Below are 20,274 nucleotides of genomic sequence, written 5' to 3'. Positions count from 1 at the left end.
GGCCGGGTAAAACGCTGCGTTTCGAAATAGGCCGACTTATTACTTTACGTTCCGTTTTGAAACTTAGACGTGCCGGGCCGCGCGCCATTCCTGAATGGCGGGGTTTGAAGACGGTTCTACCGCTGCCATGGCAAGGCGGGAATCGTGGCCTGTGTCGGCCGCGCCGACGCTGTCGAAACGCAGCGCGCGCAGCGCCTTGATATTTTCTACCACCAATGGCGCACGCGCCAGCGTAACAGCGATATCGCGCTGGAAGTTCTGTGTTTTGGCCTGCTGACGCGCGCCGAAATAGAACGACACGATGACGCCCAGCAACCACCACAGCGGTTCGGGTACAAGCGCGATGCCCTGCATGCGTTCGGCAAACCAAATCGGATCGACCATGGCCGCCACGAACAGCCCCAGCGTGCCAAGTGCCATGGCCGGGCGCGGCACACGGTTCAGCGCGTCGATGAAGCGGTCGAACCAGCCGACGCGCGCCTGCGCGAATTCGGCCCCGAACTGCTGCATCGCCTGCGCCTGAATCTCGGCCGCGCGGGCCGATCCGGCCTCGGCGTTTTCTCGGAAGACTTCGGCGGTTTCGACCACCACATTGCGACCGCTGCCGAACAGCATGGCCCATAGCCCTTGGATCAGCCCCATTCCCGCACCCTTTCCTGAAACGCCGCGTCGCTTAAGTGAAACCGTGGTGACATGAACTCCTCGGCCCGCTTGATCCAGCCGCCTTTGCCGCCGGCACGGGTGCGAGCGTATTTGCGGCTGGCGGCGCGGCGGTCCGCCAGACGGAAGTAATAATTGCGCCGCGCAATCCCATAGGCATCCACCAGATGAAGTGGATCGGGCGCGGCGGCATCGCGGACAGCGGCCAGCGACTGCGGCCCCAGAACACCGTCAACGCCAATCTTGTACCCCATCTCGCACAGCACGGTTTGCAGGATCGTCACGGCATTGGCGCCCGCGTTCACATACATGTCGAACAGGCTCGCTTGCAGCGCCTCTGGCACCTCGGCGATGCGGGGGCGGCGAAAGTAATGTTCGATAAAGATGTCGGTGGCCTGCGCGCGAGTCAGAGCGCGCACATCGGCCACATCCACCTGCCCGTCACCATCCAGATCCAGTCCCAGCCGGCGAATGGTGTGGATGGTGACGCCGAAATTGGTCGCGCCGCCGGGATCGTCCGGGTCGTTCACGAACCCGCCTTCCCTTGCGACGATCTGTTCTGCGATCTGCCGTACCGTCTGCATCTGCACGCTCCTGCCCTTGGCCCAATGTCGGGCGGCGGGAAGGTGCGGCAAAAGCGGTTAAGATGGCGCGAGGCCACCGTGCGCAGAGGTCAGTCGGTCGGTTCCTGATAGACGCCCTGTTCCTTGAGCGCGTCGATCACCTCTTTCGGCATGTAGGTTTCGTCGTGCTTGGCCAGAATTTCGGTGGCCTCGAACACGCCGTTGATCAACCGCCCGGTGCCGACCATGCCTTCGTTTTCCTTGAACAGATCGGGCAGCACGCCGGAATAGACCACCGGGACAGACGCCCCCCCATCGGTCACGCGGAACGACACCGCCTGCCCCTGCCCGCGCGTCAGGCTGCCGTCTTCGACCAGCCCGCCGATGCGGAACACCTCGGAGGGCGACGGCGGTTCGGCCACCACCTGGCTGGGCGCGCGGAAGAAATTGATTCCGTCGCGCATGGCATAACCGATCAGCGCAGTGCTGACGACCAGCGCCAGCGCCGCGACAACAATCATCTGGATGCGGCGTTTCTTGCCAAGTGTCTGCATTGGCGGCCCTTTCCCGCAGCGTTACGGGAACAGCGGCGCCATCATCAGCGCGGTTGTTTCCTCGATCCCCAGCATCAGGTTGGCGTTCTGCAACGCCTGCCCGCTGGAGCCCTTGGTCAGGTTATCGAGCGCGACGATCACGATGGCCCGGCCCTCGATCCGGTCGCCGGTGACGCCGATATGCACGAAGTTCGAGCCGCGCACGTCATGGGTGCTGGGCCCGGTGCCGAAGGGCAGAACCGAGATGAAGGGTTCATCCGCGTAGGCCGCGGTAAACGTGTCGTAAATCGCCTGCGCATCGCCGCTGACATAGGTGGTGGCCAGGATGCCGCGGTTCACGGGCATCAGGTGCGGCGTGAACTGAACCTTGACCGGGCGACCGGCCAGGGCGCTGAATTCCTGATCGAATTCGCCCAGGTGCCGGTGGGTGCCGCCGATGGCATAGGCGTTGTAGCCCTCGGACAGCTCGGCATGGAGAAGGTTTTCCTTGAGCGAGCGCCCTGCCCCCGAGACCGCGCATTTCATGTCGAGGATGATGTCGTCCAGCCCGATCACCCCGGCCGAAATCAGCGGACGCAAAGCAAACTGCCCCGTGGCGGCGTTGCAACCGGTGCCGGCCACCAGCCGCGCGCCCTTGATCTGGTCGCGGTAGAATTCGGTGAGGCCATAGACCGCCTCGTCCTGCTGGGCGAGCGCGGCGTGATCGTTGCCGTACCATTTCTTGTAGGCCGCCGGATCGCGAAGCCGGAAATCGGCGGACAGATCGACAATCTTCAGCGTGGCGGGCAGGTCGCGGATCACCTCCTGGCTGGTCTTGTGCGGCAGCGCGCAGAAGCACAGATCGACATCGGAAAAGTCGATTTCATCAATCCGGCAGAGCGTCGGCAGATTGGTCATGTGGCGCAGGTGGGGAAAGACCTCGGCAATCGTCATGCCGGCCTTGCGTTCACCCGAGAGCGCGACGATCTCCATGTCGGGGTGACCGGCAATCAAGCGGATCAGTTCCGCCCCAGTATAGCCGCTGGCACCAAGAATTGCGATTTTATGGGTCATGGCAGACCTCTTTCATTCTAAAAGACGTAGGGCGGCGCGAATGCGCCAGGGACGCGGCCCAAGGCTTATGCCTTGGTAAACCGAATCTGTCGTCGCAGGAACTGCGTCGCACGGTCGCTCACGCGGATGGGATCGCCGGTGGTGACGAAACCGGGTTCTCCGCTGCCTGCCATGCCGGGATGGCGGCCAAGGTAGTCGGCCAGCGAGGCGGCGACCAGATCGGCCTGGCTGAACACACTGACATCGGCGCCAAGTGCGTCCTGAAACGTCTGCTGCATCAGCGGGTAATGGGTGCAGCCCAGAATCGCGGCCTCGGGGCGCGGCATCTTGCGCTTCAGCGCGTCCACATGGCTGCGCACCAGTGCCTCGGCCAGGATCATGTCGCCATCTTCGATGGCATCGACCACGCCGCCGCAGGCCTGCGCCTCGACATCCACGCCGATGGCGCGGAACGCCAGTTCGCGCTGGAACGCGCGGCTGGCCACGGTGGCGGGGGTGGCGAACAGGGCAACATGTTTCACGGCGACCTCGCGCGGGGGGGAATTGTCGCCCCATTGCCGTTCGGTCAGCGCCTCGATCAGCGGCACGAAGACGCCAAGCACGCGCTTGCCCTTGGGCACGCCCGCCTCTTGCATCCGGCGCAGCGCGGCGGCGCTGGCGGTGTTGCAGGCCAGAATCACCAGGTCGCAGCCGTGATCCCACATGTAGGTCACGGCCTTCACGGTCAGACCGTGGATGTCGTCGGCATCGCGCACCCCATAGGGCGCATGGGCGCTGTCGGCGAAATACAGGAAATCCTGCGCCGGAAGTCGTTTCTGCACGGCGTCCAGAACGGTCAGACCGCCCAGGCCGGAATCGAAAATGCCAATTGCCATCTATGCGCGGGCGCGATGCCGCTCCTCGAATTCATACCCGATCTCATCCGCACGAAGCGGCGTTGGAGACAGGTCATACGTCGCTTTGCGCAGGAAATCCATCATCGCTTTGGCGTCGCGTGACAGGGGGTTCAGAACGTCGCGCCCGATGGGCGCGCCGATGGCCACATCGACGGGCGTATCGACCCGTTTGCGGAATTCCTTCAGCAGCAGCCCCATGCGCAGGGTGCTGTGCAGGTGGCTGGCAATCTGGAACAGGCGCGAGGTGTGGCCATCAAAGAATACGGGCACCACGACGGCATCGGATTTCGCGATCATGCGGGCGGTAAAGCCGCGCCAGCCCGGGTCCATCGGGTGCGAGAATACCTTGGCCCCGGTGCTGACGGTGCCGCCCGGAAAGATGCCGATCGCCCCGCCATCGCCCAGGTAGCGCAGCGCCTCTTTCCGGGTGGCGATGTTCTGGTCGATCGCCGCGCGGGTTTCGTCGAAGGCGATGGGCAGGATGACGCGGTTCAGATCCTCGGCCTTGCGGAACACCTGATGCGCAAGAATGCGGAAATCGCCGCGCGCGGCCTGAAGGATATGGCCCATCATCAGCCCGTCAAGGATGCCATAGGGGTGGTTGGCGATCAGGATCACGGGCCCGGTCGCGGGGATGTTCGACAGCGCGCCGCGCGTCACGTTCAGCGACAGACCATAGCGTTCGACCATGACCGACCAGAAATCGCGGCCCGATGCGATATCGTGTTCATAGCCGTGTGCGCGTTTGATCAGCCGCAGGCGGCCGGTGGAATTTTCCATCAGCCGGATCAGCGCCCGCCCGCCTTTGGAAGCGGCGGAATGGGCATAGCTGATGTCGCGGGCGATGTGGCGCCGATCAACGGGGCGATCTGTGGGGCGACGGGCGGACATGGGCAAACCTCGGGTTGAACGCGGGCCACGCGGGGTTCCACAGCATATCACGCCGCCTGTAACGCCGGTGTGACGGCTATTCCGCCGCGTGCTTTGCGCTATCTCCCGGTTGGCTAAGCGCCGCAAGCAATTCCTCGCGCCGTTTCGCCGCCTTCTGCTCGGCCGCCATCTTGACCGGACCAAAGCCGCGAATGTCCATGGGCAGTTGTGCAAGCGCGACGGCGGCCTCCATGTTCTTCGGCGGGGTGGTCAGCAGGCGCTCCATGTCGGCTTCATACTGGGCGATCAGCGCGCGCTCCATCTTGCGCTCGTCGGTATAACCAAACGGATCAAGCGGCGTGCCGCGCAGGAATTTGAGCCGCGACAGCATCTTGAACGGTGTTTCCATCCAGGGGCCGAACTGGCGTTTCTTCGGGCGGCCACTGGCATCGGTGCCGCCCAGCATCGGCGGGGCCAGATGGAAGGACATGCGGAAATCGCCTTCGAATTCGGATTTGGCCTTTTCCCGGCTGTCCAGCAGCAGGCGCGCGACTTCGTATTCGTCCTTATAGGCCAAGAGCTTGTGATAGCCCTTTGCAACGGCTTCTTTCAGTTTCGGATCACTCGCGCGATCGACCAGCTTGCGATAGCGCTTGGCCAAGCGGCCGGATTGATAGGCCGTCAGGTGCGTTTCGCGGAAGGCGATGATCTCGTCCAGTGTCTTGGGCAGTTCGACGACGTTCGGCTTGCCCAATCGCGCGGCCTCTTCGGGATAGAGCACCGCCCAGCGGCCAATATCAAAGGCGCGCAGGTTGCGCTCAACCGCCGCGCCATTCAGCTCGATGGCTTGGCGGATGGCATCCTCGGACAGCGGGATCAGCCCGCGCTGCCATGCGGCGCCAAAGATCATCATGTTCGAGAAGATCGAGTCGCCCAGCGTGCGCGCGGCCAGCTCCGATGCATCGAACAAGGCCAGGTTACCTTGAAGTCTTGCTTCAAGAGCCAGCGACAAGCGGTCGGCAGGCAACGCAAATTCGGTGTTTCGCGTGAAATCCCCGGTGATGATTTCATGGCTGTTGACCACGGCACCGGTGCGGCCCGTGCTGGTCAGGCCCAGCGTTTTCGGCCCGGCCGACACCACCAGATCGCCACCAATCAGCGCGTGCGCCTCGCCGGTGGCGACGCGGATGGCACTTATGTCTTCGGGACGGTTGGCAATGCGGCAATGGATGTGCACCGCGCCGCCTTTCTGCGCGAGGCCAGCCATTTCCATCATGCCCGCGCCTTTGCCGTCGATCTGCGCGGCCTGCGCCAGCACCGCGCCGATGGTGACAACGCCGGTGCCACCAACCCCGGTGATGACCACGTTATGCGTGCCAGTGATCGTGGGCAGCGTGGGCGCGGGCATGTCGGGCAGCGTCAGGTCGGTCGTTGCCTGCTTGCGCAGCTTTGCACCTTCCAACGTGAGGAACGACGGGCAAAATCCTTTCAGGCAAGAAAAATCCTTGTTGCAGGACGATTGATCGATCGCGCGCTTGCGGCCCAGTTCGGTTTCTTTCGGCACGATGGAGACACAGTTCGACTGCACCCCGCAATCGCCGCAGCCTTCGCAGACATCGGTGTTGATGAACACGCGCTTGTCGATATCGGGAAAGCTGCCCCGCTTGCGGCGGCGGCGTTTCTCGGCGGCGCAGGTCTGGATGTAGACAATGACGGAAACGCCTGGAAACTCTCGGAATTTCTTTTGCACGGCGTCCATCTCGGCGCGTTCGTGCCATTCCAGCCCCGAGGGGAACCCATCGCGGCTGGGTTCTTCTTTCTCATCAAACACTACCGCGATGTTCTTCACCCCCATCGCCTGCACCTCGCGCAGGATGCGGGGGGCGTCCAGATCGCCTTCGTTGCTTTGGCCACCGGTCATGGCGACGGCGTCGTTATACAGGATCTTGTAGGTGATGTTGGTGCCCGCCGCGACGGCGGCGCGGATCGCCTGAATGCCCGAGTGGTTATAGGTGCCATCGCCCAGGTTCTGGAATACATGCGGCGTCTTGGAAAACGGCGCCTCGCCGATCCAGTTCGCGCCTTCGCCGCCCATGTGGGTATAGCCGATGGTGTCGCGCTCCATCCACTGCGCCATGTAATGACAGCCGATCCCGGCATAGGCGCGGCTGCCATCTGGCACCTTGGTCGAGGTGTTGTGCGGACAGCCCGAGCAGAAATACGGCAGACGGGCGGCGATTTCCTCGGCGTTGTCGTTGCGTCGCGCGTCGGACAGCGCCTGCATTCCGGCGCGGATGGCATCGGTGTCGCGGCCTTCCTCGATCAGGATGCCGCCCAGCTTTTCCGCGATCATGATCGGATCCAGCGCGCCGCGTGTCGGGAACAGCTCTTCGCGGTGCAAAGCGCCCGCGCCGCCCTTGTACCAGCCGTAAACGCGATAGCGGTTGTCGTCGAACAGCGCCTCCTTGATCTGGATCTCGATCAGCTTGCGCTTTTCCTCGACCACCACGATCAGATCGAGCTCTTCGGCCCATTCGTGGAACGAGGTCATATCCAGCGGGAAGGTCTGGCCGATCTTGTACATTGTGATGCCAAGGCGCTCTGCCTCGGCCTCGTCGATGTTCAGCAGGCTCATCGCGTGCACCAGATCAAGCCAGTTCTTGCCGGCGGCGACGAACCCGATCTTGGCGCCCTGCTGGCCCCACATGCGCCGGTCGATGCGGTTGGCGCGGGCAAACGCCTCGGCCGCGAAACGCTTGTGGTCGATCACGCGTTCCTCTTGCAGGTGCGGCGTATCGACCAGACGGATGTTCAACCCGCCCTGCGGCATCGGGAACTCGGGCGTGACCAGCTGCATCCGCTGCGGGTTGCCATCCACGACCGAGGTCGCCTCGACCGTGTCCTTCATCGTTTTCAGACCAACCCACAGCCCGCAGAACCGCGAGAGCGCAAAGCCATAGGCGCCGTAATCCAGGATTTCCTGCACCCCCGCCGGGCTGACGATGGGCATGTAGGCATCCATCAGCGCCCATTCGGATTGGTGCAATACCGTGCTGCTTTCGCCGGTGTGGTCATCACCCATCGCCATGATGACGCCGCCATTGGCCGCGGACCCGGCCATGTTGGCGTGGCGCACCACGTCGCCCGACCGGTCGACCCCCGGCCCCTTGCCGTACCACAGGCCAAAGACGCCATCGAACTTGCCATCGCCGCGCAGACCCGCCTGTTGCGAGCCCCACAGCGCGGTGGCGGCCAGATCTTCGTTCAGGCCCCACTGAAAGGTCACGTCATGTGCGGCCAGCGGCTTGGCGGCGCGGGTCATCTGCATGTCGACCGCCCCAAGGGGCGAGCCGCGATAGCCCGTGACCAGACCGGCCGTGTTCAGCCCCGCCGCGCGGTCGCGTTCCTTCTGCATCAACATCAGCCGGACCAGCGCCTGCGTGCCGTTCAGCAGCACCGGAGATTTGGTCAGATCGAAACGGTCATTCAGGGAAATCTTTTGCGTGCTCATGCGGCCCTCCCAAGCGCGACAAACTGGCTCCCGGACCACAATAGGTCAAAAAAGCTGACCTGTATAGCCCTGCAACACATCGGAGTCATTTTGACCGCGCGGCCAGATGACCCGGTGCAAGTTATCTGCCCTTTACATATATAGGCGTGAATCACTGAATAGACATCACAACTTGTTAGCCCGAAGGCCGTGACATGGACTGGGACAAACTTCGAATCTTTCACGCTGTTGCAGATGCCGGCAGCCTGACCCATGCGGGCGACCGGTTGAACCTGTCGCAATCGGCCGTCAGCCGACAAATCCGAGCGCTCGAGGAATCGCTGAACACCACGCTGTTCCACCGCCATGCCCGCGGTTTGATCCTGACGGAACAGGGCGAGTTGCTGTTCGATGCGACCCGGTCGATGACAAAACGGCTGGATGCGGCGGCGGCGCGAATTCGCGACAGCGAGGATGAAGTTTTCGGAGAACTTCGGGTCACGGCAACCTTTGGGTTTGGCACGCTTTGGCTGGTGCCCCGCCTGCCCCGGCTCTATGAAAAATATCCTGGCCTGAAAATCGACCTGATGCTGGAAGAACGGGTGCTGGATCTGCCCATGCGCGAAGCCGACGTGGCGATCCGCATGAAAGAGCCCAGCCAGGCCGACCTGATCCGCAAGAAACTGATGTCGGTGCAGATGTTGCTGTATGCCTCGCGCGATTATCTTGACGTGAACGGCGAACCGACCGAACCCGACGACATCACCAACCACCGCATCATCTGCCAGAACCCGAACGCGCCGCAGGTCGCGGCGGGCGCGGCGCTGGTGCAACGGCTGATTTCCCACAACCCCGGCTCGCTGCTGACGGTGAACAACTATTTCGGCGTCCTGCAGGGCGTGCTGAACAATCTGGGCATCGGCGTTCTGCCCGATTACCTGGTCGAGGATTTTCCCGATCTTGTGCGTATCCTGCCGCAGATCGAGTCGGCCGATGTGCCGGTATTTCTGGCCTATCCCGAAGAGCTGCGTCAGTCGCAGCGCATCTCGGTTTTCCGCGATTTCGTGCAGGAAGAGATTATTGCACATCGCAAGCAACTGAGGCTCATGGGAAAAATTTAGCCTTGCAAAAGTTGCATATCAGCATTGATGCAACTGCGGCAAAATGATCCTTGATCAGACAAGGTGCGCACCATAAATGGACACTTGAAGGTTGCAGCGCCTAGTTGCGCGGCACTTTCAACCTCCCTGTTGGACTTCGGCCGAGCTTAGTGCTCGGCCTTTTTTTTGGATTATAGTTGCGGCGAGCGCCGTGCCAGGCCTTGGCAAGATTGACCGACGCCAGTCCGGTGTGATGCGGCAGCCACCCAAGCCCCGCCGCATTGGCCCTTTCCCCTGCCACGGCCTTGCCGTAAAAGCGGCGCCATATAGGAAACAGGGGATCTGACAGCCGATGCAAGACCCAGCAATCACGCCCGACCTGATCGCGGCGCATGGCCTGAAACCGGATGAATACGAGCGCATTCTCGAGATCATCGGGCGCGCGCCGACATTTACCGAGCTGGGCATCTTCTCGGCCATGTGGAACGAACATTGTTCCTATAAATCCTCGAAGAAATGGCTGCGTACGCTTCCCACCGACGGCCCGCAGGTGATCTGTGGCCCGGGCGAAAATGCCGGAGTGGTGGATATCGGCGATGGGCAGGCTGTGGTCTTCAAGATGGAGAGCCACAACCACCCCTCGTACATCGAGCCCTATCAGGGCGCGGCAACCGGCGTGGGCGGCATTCTGCGCGATGTGTTCACCATGGGCGCGCGGCCCATCGCGGCGATGAATTCGCTGTCCTTCGGCGCCACCACCCACCGCAAGACGCGGCAGCTGGTGAATGGCGTGGTGGAAGGCATCGGCGGCTATGGCAACTGTTTCGGCGTTCCGACCGTGGGCGGCGAGGTCCGGTTCCACGCGGCCTATAACGGCAACTGTCTGGTCAACGCCTTTGCCGCTGGTCTGGCGGATGCGGATGCGATTTTCTACTCGGCCGCCTCGGGCGTGGGGATGCCGGTGGTGTACCTGGGCGCCAAGACGGGGCGCGACGGGGTTGGCGGGGCCACCATGGCCAGCGCCGAATTCGACGACACCATCGAGGAAAAGCGCCCGACCGTTCAGGTGGGCGACCCCTTTACCGAAAAGCGCCTGATGGAAGCGACGCTTGAGCTGATGAAGACCGGCGCGGTGATTTCCATTCAGGACATGGGCGCGGCGGGTCTGACCTGCTCGGCCGTGGAAATGGGCGACAAGGGTGGTTTGGGCATCCGGCTGGATCTGGAACGGGTTCCGGTGCGTGAACAGAACATGACCGCCTATGAAATGATGCTGTCCGAATCTCAGGAACGGATGCTGATGGTCCTGCGCCCCGAGAAAGAGGCCGAGGCCAAGGCCGTGTTCGACAAATGGGACCTTGATTTCGCCATCGTCGGGGAAACCATCGCCGAGGATCGCTTTCTGATCCAGCTGAATGGCGAGACCAAGGCCGATCTACCGCTGTCGAAGCTGGCAAGCTCGGCGCCGGAATACGATCGCCCCTGGGTTGAGCCCGCCGCCCCCGCACCGCTGGGCGACGTGACGGCGATTGACCCGATTGCCGGACTGACTGCGCTGATCGCCTCGGTCAACTATGCCGGTAAACAGTGGGTCTATGAACAATACGATACAATGGTGATGGCCGACAGCGCGCGCGTGCCGGGCCTTGGCGCGGGCATCGTGCGCGTGCACGGCACCGACAAGGCGCTGGCCTTCACCAGCGACGTGACGCCGCGCTATGTGCGCGCCAATCCGGTCGAAGGCGGCAAGCAGGCGGTGGCCGAAGCCTACCGCAACCTGACCGCCGTGGGCGCGCGCCCACTGGCCAGCACCGACAACCTGAACTTCGGAAACCCGGAAAAGCCTGAAATCATGGGCCAATTCGTGGGCGCGATCAAAGGCATCGGTGCGGCTGTTGCGGCGCTGGACATGCCCATCGTCTCGGGCAACGTGTCTCTGTACAACGAAACCGATGGCGCGGCGATCCTGCCGACTCCGACCATTGGTGCCGTTGGCCTGATCGAGAACGTCGCCGACATCATCGGCTGTGACGTGCGCGACGGTCATGTTCTGCTGGTTGTCGGGGACACCGCCGGGCACCTGGGCCAATCCGCCCTGCTGGCCGAGCTTTGGGGCCGCGAGGAAGGCGATGCCCCTGCCGTCGATCTGGAAGCGGAAAAGCGCAACGGCGACTTCATTCGCGACAACCGTGCGTTGATCAAAGCCTGCACCGATGTGTCCGATGGCGGCATCGCGCTGGCGGCCTTTGAACTGGCCGAAGGCGCCGGTGTTGGTGTGCAGATCGACAGCGACGACACCGGATTCCTGTTTGGCGAAGATCAGGCGCGCTATCTGATCGGCTGCAACTTTGACCAGGCAGAGGCGCTGATGGGCGCCGCCGCACAGGCGGGCGTTCCGATTGCGCATATCGGGAAGTTCACCGGATCCACCGTGCGTTTTGGCAAATCCGAAGCCGCGCTGGATGCGCTGGCGGCCACCTTCCGCGGCAGTTTCGCGGCGGCGGTGGCCTGAGCGCGTGGCGCGCCGCCTGATCCTGCATATCGGCGACTGCAAGACCGGGTCGACCGTCATCCAGACCATGCTGGCGAGGGGCGATTGCGCGCCCCGCGACGCGCGGCTGTTCGTACCGGGCAACGGCGTGCATGGCGCGCTGCCGCGGTCTTTGGGCCAGCGGCCCGCGCAATACCCTGCGCGCTGGAGAGGCATGGCGAAACGGCTTGCCGAGGCCGAGTGGGACGTGGCGATCCTGTCGTCGGAACTGTTTGAATTCAGCGACCCCGGCAAGGTCGCCCGCGCGCTGCGCGACCATATGGGACAGTGGTGGGACGATCTGAGCGTTCTAGTTTACGTGCGGCCCCACGCCGGGCGGGTGCTGTCGCAATTCTGCGAAAACATCAAGCTGGGGCACGATACCGGCACTCTGGACGAGTTCTACCGTCGGTTCCGACGGGCCGGCCGCTTGAAATATGCCGAGCGGCTGGACGGCTGGCGTGCTGAATTTGGCGACAAACTGGTGGTGCGCCCCTTCGTCCGCGACCATCTGCACCAAGGCGACGTGCGCCACGATTTTGCGGCGCAGGTGTTCGGGGCCGATGGCTATTCGCTGAGCGATACCGGACAGGATGATAACAGCGCGCTGTCGATCCCCGATCTGGCGTTGATGCGCGTGCTCCAGCGCGTGATGAATGAGGGCGATGTGCCCGTCGACACGCACGTAAGCCTTGGCAAGCAGTTGGGCCAGTTCCTGCGCAACAATGCTTTGCCAGACCCCGCACCGAAGTTGCGCCTGCACCGTAAGATAGCCGAAGATATCCGCACCCGCTGTGCCGACGATGCCGTGCGGATGGACGCCGAATGGGTGGGCGCGCCTTGTTTCGCCCCGGCGCTTGACAGCATCGACAGCCAGCCTGACGCGGCAGACCTGTCGCCCGAGGCCATTTTCGACCCCGCCACGTTGCGCCGCATTACCCTCTGGGCAGCGTTATTGCTGCGGCAGGCGCAGGCCGATCCAGAAGGTTTTGGCCGGATGGTGCGTGGGCAGGGTCAGGCCGACTGACCCCACCCAAAGCGGTCAGAGATAATCCGACCGCTGCAATCCGTATTTCGCCATCTTCTCGTTCAAGGTCCGGCGCGGCAGGCAGAGTTCTTCCATCACGCTGGCGATCGAGCCCTTGTGGCGGCGCATCGTGTTGTCGATCAGCATCCGTTCAAATGCCTCGACATATTCCTTCAGCGGCTTGCCCTCGGTGGTCATCACCGGCTGCATTTCCTCGTGATCGCTCATCAGAAGCGAGGCGATGGTCCCTGAGCCACGCCGCGATTGCAGCACCGCGCGTTCCGCGATGTTGATCAACTGGCGCACGTTGCCGGGCCAGGGCGCCTGAAGCAGCTGCGCAGCTTCCTGCGCGCTGACCTGCGGGGTCTCACAGCCGTATTCATCGGCAAACTGTTCCGACAGGCGCGTGAACAGCGTCAGGATATCTTCGCCCCGCTGGCGCAGCGGCGGCACGGTGATGCGCAGCGCGGCCAGGCGATAGAACAGATCGGGGCGCAGCGCGTCTTCGCAGGTGCGGCCCGCTTCCTGCAGGTTCGAAATTGCCACGATCCGGGTTTCCGCCGGGGTGCCCTGTTCGTTGATGACGCTCAGCAGACGGGCCTGCATCGTGTCGGTCAGCGCTTCGATGTCTTCCAGCACCAGCGTGCCGCCGCGCGCTTCCTCGATGGCAGGCAATTGCCCGTCTTCGGGCTGCATTGGGCCGAACAGCCGTTTGGACAGCGCGTTTTCTTCCAGCGCGGCACAGCTGACCAGCACGAATTTCTTGCCCGCACGGCTACCCACCGCGTGAAGCGCATGGGCGACCAGCGTCTTGCCCGTGCCGGTTTCGCCGTCGATCAGCACATGCCCGTCGGCTTGGCCCAGATCAAGGATGTCTTCCTTCAGCCGCTCCATCACCGGGCTGGCGCCGATCAGCTTGTTCATCAGCTGCGTGCCATCCGACAGCTCGCGCCGCAATGCGCGGTTGTCCATCGTCAGGCGGCGCATCCCAGTGGCACGCTTGGCCAGTTCGGACATGCGATCGGGGTTGAACGGTTTTTCAAGGAAATCAAAGGCGCCCACGCGCATCGCCTCGACCGCCATCGGCACGTCGCCGTGGCCGGTGATCATGATGACCGGCAGCGCGCTGTCATTGCCCATCAGCTTTTTCAGGAACTGCATCCCGTCCATGCCCGGCATCCGGATGTCGGAAATCACGATGCCCGGATAATCCGGACCCAGCGCCTTCAGCGCATCCTCGGCGCTGGCAAAGGTTTCCGTGTCATAACCCGACAGTGCCAGCCACTGGCTGATCGACTGGCGCATGTCCTGTTCGTCGTCAACAATCGCGATTTTCATTGCCTGGGCCATTCGCGGTATCCTTTTGTCACTCGGCGGCTTCTACGCCGTCTGATGTTTTTGTGTCGTCCAAGATCGGAAGCTGCATTTCGAAAACGGCTCCACCCCGCATTGCGTTCCGCGCGGTCAGACGTCCGCCGTGGTCGTTCACGATCCCCGAGGAAATCGCAAGCCCCAGACCAACGCCATCGCCAGCCTGCTTGGTGGTGTAAAAGGGCTCGAACAGCGAGTCCAAATCCTCGATTCCATCTCCGTTATCGCGCACCGTCAGCGATGCGGTGTCCCCAGCGGCAAGGATGATCTCTACCTCGGGGTCGGCCACCGATTTGGTGGCGTCCAGCGCGTTGCGCAAGAGGTTGACCATGACCTGTTCAATCCGCATTCGATCGCCCATCACGCGCACCGGCTGATCGGGCAATGTCTTGGTGATCTGCACCTGCCTCTGTCGCAGTTGCGGCTCCATCATCGACAGGGACGACGCCAGCGCATCGCCAATGTTTACAGGGGCAAACGCATCCGATCCCTTGCGCGCGTAGGACTTCAACTGACGGGTGATTGCCCCCATCCGCTCGATCAGATCGTCGATGCGCCCGAAGGATGCCATCGCCTCGTCCGGGCGGTTTCGTCGCAGCAGCAGCCGCGCCCCCGCAAGGTAGGTTTTCATCGCGGCCAACGGCTGGTTCAGCTCGTGGCTGACGGCGGCCGACATCTCGCCCAAGGCAGCCAGTTTCGATGATTGTGCAAGCGTCTGTTCGGTCACGGCAAGCGTTTCCTGCACCCGCTCCCGCTCGGCGATTTCCCGCTGCAAGCGCAGATTCAGCGCGCGAAGTTCCGCCGACTCGCGCTGGAACAGCGCCATGCGCAGCGCCGTTTTGCGCGATAGCGCATAGAAGGCCAGCGCCAGCAGGATGGCAAAGCCCATGATCTCGAGAGCCAGCACCCCGTTCACCCGCTCTCGGATCGAGGTATAGGTGGTGAAGGATGTCATCCGCCAGCCACGAAAGGGAATGCGCGTTTCCATCCGCATCACCGCCTCGCCGCGCAGGTAGGCATCGGGCGGCAGCGCCGTCCAGTCGGCAGTGGCCCGGATCGCGCGTTCAATTGCGGTTTCGGGGGTGTGCACGCTTAGCGCGTCGGTTTCCGTCAGGCCGCGCCAGCGCGGTTCCGTACTCAGCACGATCTGTCCGGTGCTGTCGACCACCAGAACGGCATCCGAAATCCCGGCCCAGGCGCGTTCGAATTTCTGCAGATCCACCTCGACCACGATGGCGCCCAGCACCGTCGGCCCAATCTCGATCCGCCGCGAATAGGTGAACCGGTACCCGCCCACTTCACGAGGGAAGACGGAGAATACCGTCGCGTTCGATCGCAGCGCATCGACGAAATACGCCTCGCCCCGGTGGCTGGATCCCAGAAGGTTCCGATCGGTCGCGGCCACGGTGCGCCCGTCCATATCCAGCAACATCAGCGACGCTGCGCCGATCTCCTCGACGAAAGAGATCAACCGCTGGGTCGACTGGCTGAAATCGCTGCTGTCCAGCGCCCCGATCAAAATCGGATCGCGCGCCAGAAGCTGCGGCACGATGGCATTGCGGCGCAGCTCGCTCAGCAGGTTGCCGCTGTAAAGCGCCAGCCGCAGCTCGGCCCGATTGCGCGTGGTCTGGGTAAAGCGCTCGCTCAGCAGGCTGTTGGTGACCCAGACAGTGGCCACCGCGATCACCAGAAGCACGACAAGCGCAAGCCGAACCCGCCAGCTGAGCGTATCGCTGCGGGGCCAGATCAGCTGGGAAGACATCGGGCGCTTGGGGTCGGCCATACAGGCAGGCTATGCCGAGTGACGGCGGCGCTCAAGTCACGCCGCGGTCAGCGCGCCTGTCAATGCGCGGAACAACGCCGTTCCATCGGTGCCGCCATGGCCGGCATCCGCCGCCCGTTCCGGGTGCGGCATCATCCCCAGCACACGCCGGTTGTCCGACAGGATCCCGGCGATGTCATACTGCGAGCCATTGGGGTTGTCGGTATAGGTAAAGGCAATGCGCCCCTCGCCCTTCAGCGCCGCCAGCGTGGCCTCGTCCGCGTAATAGTTGCCATCGTGATGCGCGATCGGAATGTTCAGAACGTCGCCCGCGTTGTACCCTTGGGTAAACGCGCTGTCCGAGGTTTCGACCCGCAGGCCTACGGTGCGGCAGATGTATTTCAGCCCCGCATTGCGCAGCAGAACGCCGGGAAGCAGCCCGGTTTCGGTCAGCACCTGGAATCCGTTGCAGATACCGATGGCATAGCCACCCCGTTCCACATGGCCGCGCAGCGCCGTGCACACAGGCGATTTCGCCGCGATGGCGCCGCAGCGCAGGTAGTCGCCATAGGAAAACCCACCCGGCACGCCGACGATATCCACGTCGCGCGGTAGGTCGCTGTCCTTGTGCCAGACCATGGTTACATCGGCCCCGGCTGCCTCGAACGCCACCGCAAGATCCCGGTCGCAGTTCGAGCCCGGAAAGACGATTACCGCTGCCTTCATTGCCCTACTCCCTGCCGGCTCAGACCAGTTCGACCGAATAGCTCTCGATGACGGTATTCGCCAACAGCTTCTCGCACATGTCCTTCACCTGGTCCTCGGTCGCGCCCTCGGCCAGGTCCAGCTCGATCACCTTGCCCTGGCGCACGCCGTTCACACCCTCGAACCCCAGCGCGCCAAGCGCATGGCGCACGGCCTCGCCCTGGGGGTCCAAAACGCCGGTCTTCAGCATCACATGCACGCGGGCCTTCATCGTCTCGCCTTTCCGTCCATCTCGGGGAATCCCGGCACCCCGGGCTTCTCATTTGTTCAAATACTCAAATCCCACGGGCGGCCACAGGCGCCCACGGGCCTAGTTAATCAGCTTCGGCTTGGTCATCTGCGTCGCGTTCTGGGGCAAAACGCCCAGGCGCCGCGCGACTTCCGAATAGGCATCGGTCAGGCTGCCCAGATCCCGCCGGAACACGTCCTTGTCGAGCTTCTGGCCGGTTTCGATGTCCCACAGGCGGCAGCTGTCGGGGCTGATTTCATCCGCGATCACCAGACGCTGGAAATCACCCTCGAACACGCGGCCGATCTCGATCTTGAAATCCACCAGCTTGATCCCGACGCCCAGCATCAGGCCCGACATGAAATCGTTGACCCGCAACGCAAGGCTCAGGACATCGTCCATGTCCTGCTGGCTGGCCCAGCCGAAGGCCGCGATATGCTCCTCGGTGACCAGCGGATCGCCAAGCTTGTCATCCTTGTAGCAGTATTCGACGATCGGACGCGGAAGCTGGGTGCCTTCCTCGATCCCCAACCGTTTCGACAGGCTGCCTGCGGCAAAGTTGCGCACGATGATTTCCAGCGGAATGATCTCGCAACTGCGCACCAGCTGTTCGCGCATGTTCAGCCGCCGGATGAAGTGAGTCGGCACGCCGATCTGGTTCAACCCGGTCATGAAAAACTCGCTCAGGCGGTTGTTCAGCACGCCCTTGCCGTCGATCACATCCTTCTTGGCGGCGTTGAACGCCGTCGCATCGTCTTTGAAATACTGCACGATCGTGCCCGGTTCGGGGCCTTCATACAGGATCTTGGCCTTGCCTTCGTAAATCTTCTTGCGTCGCGCCATCGGGGCAATGCTCCTTTGCACATCGGGGCCCAGTCCCCGCCGCGTGAGCCCTCTTATTCCAAGGTCGCCCGCGCCGCAAGCGCAGCGCGCCGCGCCCGTGCCCGCAAAACTTGGGTATTGTGCGGTGCTTGCGACGTTCCTGCCCTTGAATGGTTGCGGGCGCCCGTGCATATCTGGTGACAGACCTACAGCCGGAGACAGGCCATGACAACTTTTGAGAACCGCGAAAAAGCCTTTGAAAACAAGTACGCCCACGATGAGGAAATGATGTTCAAGGCGGTTGCCCGGCGCAACAAGCTGCTGGGCCTCTGGGCGGCCGGGCTGATGGGCAAAACCGGCGATGATGCCACCGACTATGCCAAATCCGTTGTTCTGGCGGATTTCGAAGAAGCCGGCCACGAAGACGTTGTGCGCAAGGTTGATGCAGATCTGGGCGATAAATCCTCGCCCGACGCGATCCGCGCCAAGATGGAAGAGCTGATGGCCGAAGCCAAAGCCCAGATCATGTCGGAAGTCGGCTGAGCCCCTCGTCCTGTAGCGGATGGCGCCCAACGTCACGACCGTTCAAATTCGCGGTTTAACCCGTCGGTAATCGAAGCCTGCCATCACGGTGGCACCGCTTCGAAGGATCGACATGACCTCCAGAACCGCCTTTGCATCGCGCGTCGCACCCCTTGCGGCGCGCTATCTTGTTCCATTGGGGCTGACAGCGCTTTGTCTGTATCTGGTGGTGCGCCAGATCGGTCCGATCGACGCAGGCGCCGTCTGGCGACAGATGCAGGGTCAGGGTGCCCATGCGTGGATGGGTGCCATTGCCGCCACCGTCATCAGTTTCTGGTCGCTGGGACGCTACGACGCGATCGCGCACCGCCACCTTGGCACCGATATCCGCGCCCGCAGCGCCAGCCGCGCCGGCGTTTGCGCCATCGCCTTTTCCCAAACCGTGGGCTTTGGCCTGCTGACCGGCAGCTTTGCGCGCTGGCGCATGTTGCGCGGGTTATCGCCCGCCACTGCCGCCAAGCTGACCGGCTTTGTCGCGGTCACCTTCCTTGGGGCGCTTGGGTTCGTGATTTCGCTGGTCTGGCTCGTGATACCGCTGGTTCCCGGGTTTGCCCTGCTTGCCAGCGCCGGACTGGCGCTGTCGCTGGGTCTGGTCGCGCTGGCGTTTCTGCGTCCCGTTGCGCGATTTGGTGCACTGCGCCTGCCCCTTCCCAGCCTCCCCGCCATTGCCGCGATGGGCTTGTGGGCCATCGTCGATACCTTCGCCGCCTGCATCGCGCTATATTTCCTGATTCCCGATCATGTTCCTCTGGTGCTTTCCACGCTTCTACCGGCCTTCCTGATCGCGCTGGGGGTGGCGCTCGTGTCGGGCACGCCGGCCGGTGTTGGCCCATTCGAGCTCACCTTGCTGATGCTATTGCCCTCGGTCCCTGCCGACTCGCTTGTCGCCGGGATCCTGGCGTTTCGCATTGTCTATTACCTTGCCCCGGCGCTGATCGCGGGCGCGGTTCTGCTCTTCATCGTGCCGCTGCGCACGTCGGTCCGCCATGTCGAGGCTGCGGCGCCAACCGGCCCATTCCCCGGCGATCTGGCGCGGGCTGAAACACAGGTCATCCGCCAGAACGGCGGCCGCGTCGTTGGCGACCATGTCAGCCGCATCGCCGTGGTCAGCCTGCCGCAGGTCGCGGTGGGCCTGTTCGACCCGGTCGGTGGCGACCCGGGGCACGCCATCCGCCGCGTGATCGATACCGCCCGGCGTGAAAACCGCGTCGCCTGCCTGTACAAATGTTCCGGGCAAACCGCAGCCCGCGCGCGCCGCGATGGCTGGCTGCCGGTGCGGTTCGCGCGCGAGGCATTGCTGTTCCCGGCCCGCTTCTCTCTGGACACGCCGGCCCGGCGTCAGCTGCGACGCAAGATCCGTCAGGCGGACAAGGCCGGCATCCGCATCGAACGCGCAGGGCCGGTGCAGCCCGTGGCCGAGATGACCCGCGTCGACGCCGAATGGCAGGTTCGTCAGGGCCGCGCGCGCGGCATCACTATGGGCCGGTACGACCCGTATTACGTTGCCTGCCAGATCGTTTTCCTCGCGTGGAAAGATGACGAGTTGATTGGATTTGCCAGCTTCCACGAGTCGCCCCGCGAATGGTGCCTTGACCTGATGCGCACAACCGACAGCGCCCCCGACGGGACGATGCACGCGCTGATCAACGCGGCTATCGCCGAAGCCGCCAGCGCCCAAATCCCTGCCCTGTCGCTTGCCGCCGTGCCCGATCTGCCCCTGCGCGGGATGCAGGAAACCGGGCTGGTCCGCTTCAAACGGGCCTTTGCCCCTGTGTGGAAGCCGATGTACCTGTGTGCACCCGACCCGACTTCGCTGGTCCTCGCTGCCGCCGATATCGCCCGCGCCGTTCACTGGCCCGAGGCGCTGGCACCTGCGGTCGATCCTTTTGCCCCCGACCCCGCACCGCGCAAGTTTGGATTTGCCTTGTTGCGCCGGTCGTGACACACCCCGGGCCGTGCCGATAGTCGGGCGAGGCGCCCGATCGGACGTGCCAAACGAT

The 20,274-nt window shown here is 63.3% G+C and carries 17 protein-coding genes; 5 read left to right on the top strand and 12 right to left on the bottom strand.

From position 1 onward, the window contains the following. Positions 1-63: 63 nt before the first annotated feature. The 7 genes from FGK64_RS11675 to FGK64_RS11645 all read right to left on the bottom strand — a co-directional run bounded on the left by FGK64_RS11675 (position 64) and on the right by FGK64_RS11645 (position 8,107). On the bottom strand, positions 64-642 hold the full coding sequence (locus FGK64_RS11675; protein ID WP_138863955.1) for a holin family protein: 579 nt from the start codon (positions 640-642) through the stop codon (positions 64-66). Beyond that, positions 633-1,244: a holin-associated N-acetylmuramidase gene (locus tag FGK64_RS11670; protein ID WP_138863954.1), complete on the bottom strand. Its 612-nt coding sequence runs from the start codon at positions 1,242-1,244 to the stop codon at positions 633-635. The genes FGK64_RS11675 and FGK64_RS11670 overlap by 10 nt, the downstream gene beginning before the upstream one ends. An 89-nt stretch (positions 1,245-1,333) precedes the next feature. Then, a complete protein-coding gene (gene ccmE, locus FGK64_RS11665; protein WP_138863953.1) occupies positions 1,334-1,777 on the bottom strand; it encodes a cytochrome c maturation protein CcmE in 444 nt (147 codons plus the stop codon). Positions 1,778-1,798: 21 nt separating this feature from the next. After that, positions 1,799-2,830, bottom strand: a complete 1,032-nt coding sequence (gene argC, locus FGK64_RS11660; RefSeq protein ID WP_138863952.1) for an N-acetyl-gamma-glutamyl-phosphate reductase — start codon at positions 2,828-2,830, stop codon at positions 1,799-1,801. A gap of 65 nt (positions 2,831-2,895) precedes the next feature. Beyond that, complete coding sequence (gene murI, locus FGK64_RS11655; RefSeq protein ID WP_138863951.1) at positions 2,896-3,705, bottom strand: glutamate racemase; 810 nt, start codon at positions 3,703-3,705, stop codon at positions 2,896-2,898. Then, the gene (locus FGK64_RS11650) at positions 3,706-4,617 is read right to left on the bottom strand and encodes a lysophospholipid acyltransferase family protein (RefSeq protein WP_138863950.1); all 912 of its coding nucleotides are present in this window, start codon (positions 4,615-4,617) and stop codon (positions 3,706-3,708) included. Between the two features lie 76 nt (positions 4,618-4,693). Then, positions 4,694-8,107, bottom strand: coding sequence for an indolepyruvate ferredoxin oxidoreductase family protein (locus tag FGK64_RS11645; protein ID WP_138863949.1), 3,414 nt, complete (start codon positions 8,105-8,107; stop codon positions 4,694-4,696). Positions 8,108-8,301: 194 nt separating this feature from the next. Between FGK64_RS11645 and FGK64_RS11640 the strand changes: the two genes are divergently transcribed. The 3 genes from FGK64_RS11640 to FGK64_RS11630 all read left to right on the top strand — a co-directional run bounded on the left by FGK64_RS11640 (position 8,302) and on the right by FGK64_RS11630 (position 12,743). Beyond that, positions 8,302-9,207, top strand: coding sequence for a LysR family transcriptional regulator (locus FGK64_RS11640; protein WP_138863948.1), 906 nt, complete (start codon positions 8,302-8,304; stop codon positions 9,205-9,207). A 331-nt stretch (positions 9,208-9,538) separates the two neighbouring features. Next, positions 9,539-11,698, top strand: a complete 2,160-nt coding sequence (purL, locus tag FGK64_RS11635; protein WP_138863947.1) for a phosphoribosylformylglycinamidine synthase subunit PurL — start codon at positions 9,539-9,541, stop codon at positions 11,696-11,698. 4 nt (positions 11,699-11,702) lie between these two features. Beyond that, positions 11,703-12,743 carry a hypothetical protein gene (locus FGK64_RS11630; RefSeq protein ID WP_138863946.1) on the top strand — a complete coding sequence of 347 codons (1,041 nt, stop codon included), beginning with the start codon at positions 11,703-11,705 and terminating at the stop codon, positions 12,741-12,743. 15 nt (positions 12,744-12,758) lie between these two features. Here FGK64_RS11630 and FGK64_RS11625 read toward each other — a convergent pair whose 3' ends face one another. The 5 genes from FGK64_RS11625 to purC form a co-directional block, all read right to left on the bottom strand. Further along, entirely contained in the window at positions 12,759-14,093 is a 1,335-nt protein-coding gene (locus tag FGK64_RS11625) for a sigma-54-dependent transcriptional regulator (RefSeq protein ID WP_138863945.1), read from the bottom strand. Positions 14,094-14,109: 16 nt separating this feature from the next. After that, complete coding sequence (locus tag FGK64_RS11620) at positions 14,110-15,897, bottom strand: sensor histidine kinase (protein WP_171054045.1); 1,788 nt, start codon at positions 15,895-15,897, stop codon at positions 14,110-14,112. 36 nt (positions 15,898-15,933) lie between these two features. Further along, entirely contained in the window at positions 15,934-16,602 is a 669-nt protein-coding gene (gene purQ / locus FGK64_RS11615) for a phosphoribosylformylglycinamidine synthase subunit PurQ (RefSeq protein ID WP_138863944.1), read from the bottom strand. Positions 16,603-16,621: 19 nt separating this feature from the next. Beyond that, complete coding sequence (gene purS, locus FGK64_RS11610; RefSeq protein WP_138863943.1) at positions 16,622-16,852, bottom strand: phosphoribosylformylglycinamidine synthase subunit PurS; 231 nt, start codon at positions 16,850-16,852, stop codon at positions 16,622-16,624. 99 nt (positions 16,853-16,951) lie between these two features. Continuing rightward, positions 16,952-17,713 carry a phosphoribosylaminoimidazolesuccinocarboxamide synthase gene (gene purC, locus FGK64_RS11605; protein ID WP_138863942.1) on the bottom strand — a complete coding sequence of 254 codons (762 nt, stop codon included), beginning with the start codon at positions 17,711-17,713 and terminating at the stop codon, positions 16,952-16,954. A gap of 204 nt (positions 17,714-17,917) precedes the next feature. Between purC and FGK64_RS11600 the strand changes: the two genes are divergently transcribed. Then, positions 17,918-18,235, top strand: a complete 318-nt coding sequence (locus FGK64_RS11600) for a DUF1476 domain-containing protein (protein ID WP_138863941.1) — start codon at positions 17,918-17,920, stop codon at positions 18,233-18,235. 112 nt (positions 18,236-18,347) lie between these two features. Further along, positions 18,348-20,216, top strand: a complete 1,869-nt coding sequence (locus FGK64_RS11595) for a phosphatidylglycerol lysyltransferase domain-containing protein (protein ID WP_138863940.1) — start codon at positions 18,348-18,350, stop codon at positions 20,214-20,216. Positions 20,217-20,274: the final 58 nt, after the last annotated feature.

Origin of the sequence: Arenibacterium halophilum (assembly GCF_005938225.1) — a bacterium.
GTDB classification, from domain to species: domain Bacteria; phylum Pseudomonadota; class Alphaproteobacteria; order Rhodobacterales; family Rhodobacteraceae; genus Arenibacterium; species Arenibacterium halophilum.
The sequence above is the reverse complement of the archived record's forward strand: the minus strand, read 5'-3'. Positions and strand labels throughout refer to the sequence as shown.

Coding starts and splice junctions, on each gene's coding strand:
- FGK64_RS11675 (WP_138863955.1), bottom strand. CDS start 642: ATGGGGCTGATCCAAGGGCTATGGGCCATGCTGTTCGGCAGCGGTCGC.
- FGK64_RS11670 (WP_138863954.1), bottom strand. CDS start 1,244: ATGCAGACGGTACGGCAGATCGCAGAACAGATCGTCGCAAGGGAAGGC.
- ccmE (WP_138863953.1), bottom strand. CDS start 1,777: ATGCAGACACTTGGCAAGAAACGCCGCATCCAGATGATTGTTGTCGCG.
- argC (WP_138863952.1), bottom strand. CDS start 2,830: ATGACCCATAAAATCGCAATTCTTGGTGCCAGCGGCTATACTGGGGCG.
- murI (WP_138863951.1), bottom strand. CDS start 3,705: ATGGCAATTGGCATTTTCGATTCCGGCCTGGGCGGTCTGACCGTTCTG.
- FGK64_RS11650 (WP_138863950.1), bottom strand. CDS start 4,617: ATGTCCGCCCGTCGCCCCACAGATCGCCCCGTTGATCGGCGCCACATC.
- FGK64_RS11645 (WP_138863949.1), bottom strand. CDS start 8,107: ATGAGCACGCAAAAGATTTCCCTGAATGACCGTTTCGATCTGACCAAA.
- FGK64_RS11640 (WP_138863948.1), top strand. CDS start 8,302: ATGGACTGGGACAAACTTCGAATCTTTCACGCTGTTGCAGATGCCGGC.
- purL (WP_138863947.1), top strand. CDS start 9,539: ATGCAAGACCCAGCAATCACGCCCGACCTGATCGCGGCGCATGGCCTG.
- FGK64_RS11625 (WP_138863945.1), bottom strand. CDS start 14,093: ATGGCCCAGGCAATGAAAATCGCGATTGTTGACGACGAACAGGACATG.
- FGK64_RS11620 (WP_171054045.1), bottom strand. CDS start 15,897: ATGGCCGACCCCAAGCGCCCGATGTCTTCCCAGCTGATCTGGCCCCGC.
- purQ (WP_138863944.1), bottom strand. CDS start 16,602: ATGAAGGCAGCGGTAATCGTCTTTCCGGGCTCGAACTGCGACCGGGAT.
- purS (WP_138863943.1), bottom strand. CDS start 16,852: ATGAAGGCCCGCGTGCATGTGATGCTGAAGACCGGCGTTTTGGACCCC.
- purC (WP_138863942.1), bottom strand. CDS start 17,713: ATGGCGCGACGCAAGAAGATTTACGAAGGCAAGGCCAAGATCCTGTAT.
- FGK64_RS11600 (WP_138863941.1), top strand. CDS start 17,918: ATGACAACTTTTGAGAACCGCGAAAAAGCCTTTGAAAACAAGTACGCC.
- FGK64_RS11595 (WP_138863940.1), top strand. CDS start 18,348: ATGACCTCCAGAACCGCCTTTGCATCGCGCGTCGCACCCCTTGCGGCG.